We start from the raw sequence: 7151 nt of genomic DNA on the forward strand, positions 1-7151 counted from the left end.
TATCGGTGGATCGGGTACCGATACCGTTCGTCTTTCCGGCAATCTCGCTCGCCAGGAGATCATCCTCGACGCCGCATCCGGCGTCGAAGTGCTCAATACCGGTGGCTTTTCGATGCAGGGCACGCAAGGCGGCGACACCTATGATTTCAGCGGACTAAAATCACTCGTCAACACCGGTCCGGTAATCGCTTTGCATGGCGGCGAAGATACATATATCGGCTATGCGGGCGTCGATACCGTGCACGGCGGCGCAGGCAATGACAAATTGTACGGCGGTGCCGGAAACGACCAGCTTTACGGCGATTCTGGCCGCGACCTGTTCGATGGCGGCGCCGGCGACGATACATTCTGGATCGGGGACATTGGAGCCGACACGTTTCTCGGAGGCCAGGGCAGCGACACGATACGGCTGACCAACAATACCGACCGCCAGACATTCACAATCACTGCAGCGGCAAGTATCGAGGTTCTTGATACCAATGGTTTTCTGCTGACAGGCACCACAGGCAAGGATGTCTTTGACCTGACTGGACTTGGCCGCTTCAAGACCGGTGCGCCAAGGATCGATCTGGAAGGCGAGGCGGACATCTATCGCGGCCATGCAGGAGTGGACAATGTCGGCGGCGGCAGCGGTAACGACCGTATCGAAACCGGGGCGGGCAACGACCTTTTGGACGGCGGCGCCGGCACCGACACGCTACTTGGCGGCTCGGGCAATGATAGCTATGTGGTCGACCGGGTGACAGATGTCATCGACGAGCGCGGCGGCAGCGGTGTCGATACGGTCCGATCCTCGGTGAGTTTCAACCTTGCTGAAACGTCTTATGTCCGGGGTGCTTTCGAGAATTTGACGCTGTTGGGGACAGGCAACATCAATGCCACCGGCAACGGGCTCAAGAACACGATCACCGGCAATGCCGGCAACAATATTCTGGACGGTGGCGCCAATACGGACAAGCTGGTCGGCGGCTCCGGCAATGATACCTATGTGCTGGGTTCGGGCGCGGACAGTGTCACGGATAGCGCGGGCGCGGACACAATCACATCCACCATCACGCGTTCGCTCGGCAGCTATTCCGGCATCGAAAATCTGAAGCTGTTGGGTTCCGGCAATATCAACGGAACCGGCAATAGCGGTGCCAATACGCTGAGCGGCAACAGCGGCAAGAATACGCTTGATGGAGGGTCCGGCAATGACCAGCTCGATGGCGGCTCCGGGATCGACAAGATGATCGGCGGCTCCGGCAATGATACCCTCATCGGCGGCGCGGGAAGCGATATGCTGACCGGCGGAACAGGCAAGGACAGCTTTGTCTTCGACGCGGCGACAAGTGCTTCCAGCAATGTCGATACGATTACGGATTTCAATGTCGCCGACGATCGTCTGGTTCTCGAGAATGCGATCTTCAAGGCGGTCGGCTCTGCCGGCTCGCTACAGTCATCGGCCTTTGCCGTCAACAATAGCGGCCTTGCGACCGATGCTAAGCACCGTCTCGTCTATGAGAGGGACACGGGCGAACTCTACTATGATGCGAACGGCGACGTATCAGGAGGATCCGTTCTCATTGCAAGGCTCGATCCGAAACTTGCCCTGACGCACAACGACTTCTTCGTGATGTAACGTAGCAGACGGGTGCGCGGACAATATAGAACGCGGCGTAGCCAAGCCCGTTGCTTTTTTCATTCATTGGTACCCCTTTAGATAGCCCAGAATCCGCATATCAGGATCGCATAGGTGTATTTTGTACTGCTCGGTCGTTGTAAAGGCGGTCGAGGTGGCAACCCGATATCAAGTTCCCACAAGCGGGGATGCGCGAGCACCATCCGCGCAAAACCGCACAAAAACAAACACAGCTCTGCGAGATAGCGGGTTAAATTTCTATCGGCCATGAAGGGTTTATCCGATGCCCCCGATCTCAAATACCACAAAAATACTTGTATTTCTGCCGTCGGATAGCTGGCGAACGATTGTCAATCGGTTGTCGGAAAATGGCTATGATAGCGTTGGGGTATCAACGGTTGCCGGTGCATTCGACGCGCTGCGCTCCGACCAATTTGGCTTTGTCATCACGACACGCTCTCATATCGACCTTGTGAGAACTATACGCGCCATCCCGGTCATCAATATCGAGATCTTTTTTCATGCCCGCATTTCTGGCGGTGGTGTGCGTTTGGTTTCAAAGCAGTTTGAGAGCAAAGCTTTCCTCGATAGGGTGGCGTTCCTCGCTCGACCGGTAGGAGTTGTAAAGCAGGACCCTGCGGCAGGCCGTACTGTATCCTTAAAGAAAGAGGAACATACTCTATCGCATTTGTGGACCCTTGCGGCGGCGGCATTGCGCTTTTCGCAAAAATGTAAGTAGAGACGAGAAGCCGAAAGCATTCTGCCAATCAATATGCTGCTATTCACGATGGTTTGTACCAGCACCCTCCGAGAAATCTGGATTATCTTCGAGTACCGCGCTACGCCTGATGCCCCATCTACCCCCCATCACCAACTCTATTCGCCGGCTGCGTTTCGATCGCAATGAGATGACGCAACGGCAACTGGCAGACCTGATGGCATGAACAGACAGACGGTGGCAGCGATCGAGCAGAGAAAGTACTCGCCGTTCCTTGAGGCCGCCTTCCGCATTGCGGAAGTGTTCGGTGTCGAGATCGGGGAAGTCTTCCAGTGGAAAAAACGCGGCAACTGATGAGCCGCAGATAAGGATTACGAAAGTGACTCGTTGGTTTGAGAAACCCGCTGTCGTGCCCGCTGCATTGTTCCTTGGAACGTCACTCACAATCATTCTGGCGTTGGTACAAGCAGTTCAAATACCATTGGGTGCACTGCCCGAGGACAGCCTGCGCCTAAACGCAGTCCCGTTCTGGCATTTTGTGCATGTGTTGGGCGGCGCTACGTTTGGCATCCTTGGCCCAATCCAGTTTGGTCGTGTTCTGGTACACAAGTACGGACGTTTGCACCGCGTTTTAGGGCGGGTATTCGTGGCCGCTGGGGTGATGCTCTCGCTGAGCTCACTGAGTCTGCTTTGGCACTTTCCCAACGCATATTCGGTGGCCGTCACTAGCGGGCGGTTCTTGTTCGGGGTTGCCTTAGGCTTGGCTCTGGCCATTGCGATGCACGCAATCCGAAAACGGGATTTTGCCCGCCACCGAAGCTGGATGATCCGCGCCTATGCAATTGGGATGGGGGCTACAGCCGTATCGTTGGTATTTTTCCCCATTTACGTGATCACTGGAAAGCCTCCGTCGGGCCTCGTCTTTGACATTGTGTTTTTGGTGTCTTGGACAGCCTGCGTTGCTTTCGCCGAATGTTTGGTGCGCAGGAATTGAGCGGTGAGGGACCGGCAATGCGGCTGCTGCTGTCGAATATGAGAGGGAACTGGCGAACGTACTCGTGGCGATCCTCGGAAAGCAATGGATCTTCGGTGATTGTTCGGGCGCTGCTGGTTCTTGCAATCGGAACGATCAAAACATCGACAGAAAGGATACTGCCCCTTGCAACAGAGCAGCGGTTACCGACAGGGCTACAAGCGTCAGCAGCAACCCGAGCAAAACCATCAAGCCATCGCGCTCAATCAGACCTATCGCCAGCAGACAAATTGCCACGACAGGAATGATATTGCCAAACGGGATGGGGAGAGCGATCGCAACCGCAAGCGTAAAGACGGGTGGCCCAAGAATATAGGGCATCGCTCGACCTGTAAGTGCCTTCATGCGTCCCGGCAGGACAATGGCTTCTATCCGTCTGAGGACCGGGTCGGCATGACGCTGAATAGCGACGTAGATCGATGCGGAAAGTTGGCGGTTTCTGAAGAAAGGCGGAAGCCAGACCGAGCCGATGCCAGCGGCGTACTGCAGAGCGACGATTGCGAGTGCGGATCCAAAGACCAGTCCGAACGGACCAGGTATCGGTATCATGGCAGGAAGTGCAAGCATCAGCATGACGAAGCCAAAGCTTGCCCCGCCCGTTAAGGTTAGGGCATCACCAATCGTCAAACCGTCGCGTTCACGTGCCGTCTCCACGAGCCTCGCGATCGCCGCCGAGGCTACGCCACGAGCGTGAAACGTGTCGCGATTCTTCTTCCCCACGGTCAGGCTTCGCCATCCCGGCCCTTCTCATTTTGGAGAAGGCGCACAAGTGTGGAGCAATTCGGATCGCGTGCGTCCAAAAGCTCCACAGGTGAGTTCCATCCGACGGCAACGCCCACGGCCGTGGAAAGAGCCCAACCCGGTTCCTCACCAGCGCGTTTTAAAAGCTGCGGCCCATGCGATGCGATGCATTGCTGTGATTGCTGGATCTGTTCAACAGGAACGCTTGCACCATTCAGGCGCTCACGAATCTCGACCTGAAGCGGATCAATGATAAACATGGCGAATAGCCAGGCTGCGACGTCGGAAATCATAAATTTCCCCATAGGGTACGGCAACGTGTCGGGATTGGTCCGACATCGCGAAAACGCCGTAGATTTCGCCAGAGGGGCCCGGACCAGCGGGTTGCCATGGATGTGGGGTTGGGTTCGCACCCAGTCAAGGGAGATTTCTCTTGCCGCTGAAGGTCAAGTCGGTCGGTAGCGGCTGCGTGATTGTAGTTGCCATCTATGATAAGGCCCAACGATGGTAAGCCTTACCCCAATACGTGAACTTAACATCACCGCGGCATCCAATAGCAACCGGCCGCTTCACATCAGCGCTGCAAGCGGGCTCGTCCGTGCAGGCTCGCATATTTACGTTGTTGCGGACGACGAACTTCATCTGGGTGTGTTTTCGATGACTGCGCATGAGCCTGGTCACCTGATCCGTCTTTTTGATGGCGCGCTTCCCGAAAGCAAGGCCGAGCGAAAGCGGCAGAAGCCGGACCTCGAAGCCCTCACGCTTCTGCCCACTTTCCAGGGTTTCCCGCATGGTGCACTGTTGGCTCTGGGATCTGGGTCTAGGCCAAACCGGTTCGCGGGCGCGCTGCTGGGCGTAGGCCCACAAGGCAAAATCTGCAGATCAATTCGTGAACTCGATTTGTCCCCCATTCTCGATCCGCTTCACGACGCGTTCGCCGAACTGAATATTGAAGGCGCTCTTGTTGTTGGCGATGAGTTCCGCTTGTTCCAGCGCGGCAACAAACGGCAGGTTGACAATGCAATTATCCGGTACTCCCTTCCACAGATCCTCGTTGCTTTACACAGTCCGCACGCCGAAGCCGTCAAACCGTTTGCGATTCAACGGATAGATCTTGGCATCATCGATGACGTTCCACTTTGTTTTACCGACGCAACAGCTTTGCCCGGGGGCTCAATGGTATTCAGTGCCGTGGCCGAGGATACCGACGATGCGTACCACGATGGGGCCTGCGTCGGAGCAGGAATCGGTATCATCGATAACAATGGACATTTGCTTTCCTTCCAGCAATTTGACCGGCCATACAAGGTGGAGGGCATCAGTGCGTGCCTTGATGGCAATCGGCTGGATATCCTCCTTGTCACCGATGCAGACGACCCTGCCATACCTTCGATGCTCCTGTCCGGGTCGATCGAGGTGAAAACTTCCTGATAACTCAACGTCGCTCCACAAGCACCCATTGACGATACATGCTGCAGTGCACATATCGGTCCAGTTGATCTTCAATCAACACTGACCGCTTTGCTAGGGGTCTAAGTTCGCAAACGCGTCCCCGCGCAGGAACCTGCCCTATGACAGTGAAAACAGCCCTATTGCTGGTCAATCCCAATTCTCGAAGAGGTAAGGAGAGCCTTCCCGAGGTGCGCAGACTGTTGGACGAAGCCGGAATTCGCTTCATCGAACCGCCTGCTGAACATGGTGGTACGATGTCCGAGGTGATCGAAAAGCACCTCGGCACCGTAGATCGTGTACTCGTCGGAGGTGGTGACGGGAGCCTGAATGGGGCTGCCGAAGGATTACTGAAGACGAGACTGCCTTTGGGCGTTCTTCTTCTCGGGACGGCGAATGATTTTGCGAGGACCATCGGCCTTCCGCTCGATCTAGCTGCGGCCATCAATGTCATCGCTAAAGATAAAACTACCCGGATCGACCTCGGTGAAGCCAACGGGCATCTGTTTTTCAACGTCGCGAGTGTGGGCTTCAGTGCTGATCTTGCAATGTCTTTGACAGAAAATGCCAAGAAGCGCTGGGGCAAGCTCGGCTATGCGATCATCGCGGCCCGATTGCTGGCCAGTTCACGGCTGTTCACCGCAACCCTAGACCATGATGGTCAGACAGAGGAGCTGCGGACGCTGCAGGTCGCCGTCGGCAATGGGCGCTTTTATGGCGGCGGCATGACGGTACAGGCAGATGCCACAGCGACAGATGGCATGCTCGATTTCTACAGCCTCGAGGTCGATCACTGGTGGAGACTGCTGGCACTGCTGCCGAGCCTTCGCAAAGGTACGCATGGCAACTGGGACGATGTAAGGGCTTTTTCGACCAAAGATCTGACAATTCGCACCAGCAAGCCGCGCGCTGTCAACCTTGACGGCGAGCTCAAGACGAAAACACCGGTTACGTTTAGCATACGGGAAAAAGTGCTCTCGGTCTTCGTTCCCTAAAGAGCCTGTGCAATTCAATCAACTTCAATACAAGGTCGGCGACTCTCCATGGCAACAGGTCTCATAGCGCTTCTCGATGATGTCGCTGCAATCGCAAAACTGGCTGCTGCGTCACTCGACGACGTCGCAGCGCAGACAGCAAAGGCAACAACCAAGGCGGCAGGGATCGTCATTGACGACGCCGCCGTTACGCCACGTTATGTGGTGGGGCTATCTCCGGCTCGCGAACTCCCGATTATCGGTCGCATCGCACTCGGATCGCTGAAGAACAAACTCGTGTTTCTTCTACCCGCAGCTCTTCTTTTGGGCTATTTTGCAAGTTGGGTGATCACGCCGCTGCTGATGGTCGGCGGGATCTACCTTTGCTACGAAGGCGCTGAAAAACTCTATGCGGTGTTCTTTCCGCATGCTGCCCACGGCCACGAGAAAGAGGTGCTTGGCGAGGAAACGGACCCCGTCGCGCTGGAGAACCAAAAGGTTAGCGGTGCGGTTCGAACCGATTTCATTTTGTCCGCTGAGATCATGGCGCTGACGCTTGCCGACGTGTCCGAAACCAGTATCTACATTCAGGCGTTTGTGCTCGCGGCCGTCGGC

General features: G+C 55.9%; 9 protein-coding genes. 7 read left to right on the forward strand and 2 right to left on the reverse strand.

The features are described from left to right. The 4 genes from AX760_RS25775 to AX760_RS25790 all read left to right on the forward strand — a co-directional run. The coding region (locus tag AX760_RS25775; protein ID WP_083531353.1) for a calcium-binding protein at nucleotides 1–1621 on the forward strand (1621 nt) is incomplete at its 5' end. A gap of 283 nt (nucleotides 1622–1904) precedes the next feature. Then, the gene (locus tag AX760_RS25780; protein ID WP_071835881.1) at nucleotides 1905–2360 is read left to right on the forward strand and encodes a response regulator; all 456 of its coding nucleotides are present in this window, start codon (nucleotides 1905–1907) and stop codon (nucleotides 2358–2360) included. A gap of 201 nt (nucleotides 2361–2561) precedes the next feature. Further along, nucleotides 2562–2693: a helix-turn-helix transcriptional regulator gene (locus AX760_RS28025; protein ID WP_280950808.1), complete on the forward strand. Its 132-nt coding sequence runs from the start codon at nucleotides 2562–2564 to the stop codon at nucleotides 2691–2693. A 25-nt stretch (nucleotides 2694–2718) separates the two neighbouring features. After that, nucleotides 2719–3333 carry a DUF2306 domain-containing protein gene (locus AX760_RS25790; protein WP_175552143.1) on the forward strand — a complete coding sequence of 205 codons (615 nt, stop codon included), beginning with the start codon at nucleotides 2719–2721 and terminating at the stop codon, nucleotides 3331–3333. Nucleotides 3334–3468: 135 nt separating this feature from the next. On the opposite strand, the gene AX760_RS25795 is transcribed toward AX760_RS25790, so the two are convergent. Together AX760_RS25795 and AX760_RS25800 are read right to left on the reverse strand one after the other, a co-directional pair. Beyond that, the gene (locus AX760_RS25795) at nucleotides 3469–4092 is read right to left on the reverse strand and encodes an exopolysaccharide biosynthesis protein (RefSeq protein ID WP_071835883.1); all 624 of its coding nucleotides are present in this window, start codon (nucleotides 4090–4092) and stop codon (nucleotides 3469–3471) included. Between the two features lie 2 nt (nucleotides 4093–4094). Beyond that, complete coding sequence (locus tag AX760_RS25800) at nucleotides 4095–4406, reverse strand: hypothetical protein (protein WP_071835884.1); 312 nt, start codon at nucleotides 4404–4406, stop codon at nucleotides 4095–4097. A 211-nt stretch (nucleotides 4407–4617) separates the two neighbouring features. Between AX760_RS25800 and AX760_RS25805 the strand changes: the two genes are divergently transcribed. The 3 genes from AX760_RS25805 to AX760_RS25815 all read left to right on the forward strand — a co-directional run. Continuing rightward, complete coding sequence (locus AX760_RS25805; RefSeq protein ID WP_071835885.1) at nucleotides 4618–5544, forward strand: DUF6929 family protein; 927 nt, start codon at nucleotides 4618–4620, stop codon at nucleotides 5542–5544. A gap of 140 nt (nucleotides 5545–5684) precedes the next feature. Further along, nucleotides 5685–6557, forward strand: coding sequence for a lipid kinase (locus AX760_RS25810; protein WP_071835886.1), 873 nt, complete (start codon nucleotides 5685–5687; stop codon nucleotides 6555–6557). A gap of 48 nt (nucleotides 6558–6605) precedes the next feature. Next, a partial coding sequence (locus AX760_RS25815; RefSeq protein WP_139276563.1) for a DUF808 family protein occupies nucleotides 6606–7151 on the forward strand: 546 nt, incomplete at its 3' end.

This window comes from Pararhizobium antarcticum (assembly GCF_001885585.1).
GTDB classification, from domain to species: domain Bacteria; phylum Pseudomonadota; class Alphaproteobacteria; order Rhizobiales; family Rhizobiaceae; genus Pararhizobium; species Pararhizobium antarcticum.

Coding starts and splice junctions, on each gene's coding strand:
- AX760_RS25780 (WP_071835881.1), top strand. CDS start 1,905: ATGCCCCCGATCTCAAATACCACAAAAATACTTGTATTTCTGCCGTCG.
- AX760_RS28025 (WP_280950808.1), top strand. CDS start 2,562: ATGAACAGACAGACGGTGGCAGCGATCGAGCAGAGAAAGTACTCGCCG.
- AX760_RS25800 (WP_071835884.1), bottom strand. CDS start 4,406: ATGATTTCCGACGTCGCAGCCTGGCTATTCGCCATGTTTATCATTGAT.
- AX760_RS25805 (WP_071835885.1), top strand. CDS start 4,618: ATGGTAAGCCTTACCCCAATACGTGAACTTAACATCACCGCGGCATCC.
- AX760_RS25810 (WP_071835886.1), top strand. CDS start 5,685: ATGACAGTGAAAACAGCCCTATTGCTGGTCAATCCCAATTCTCGAAGA.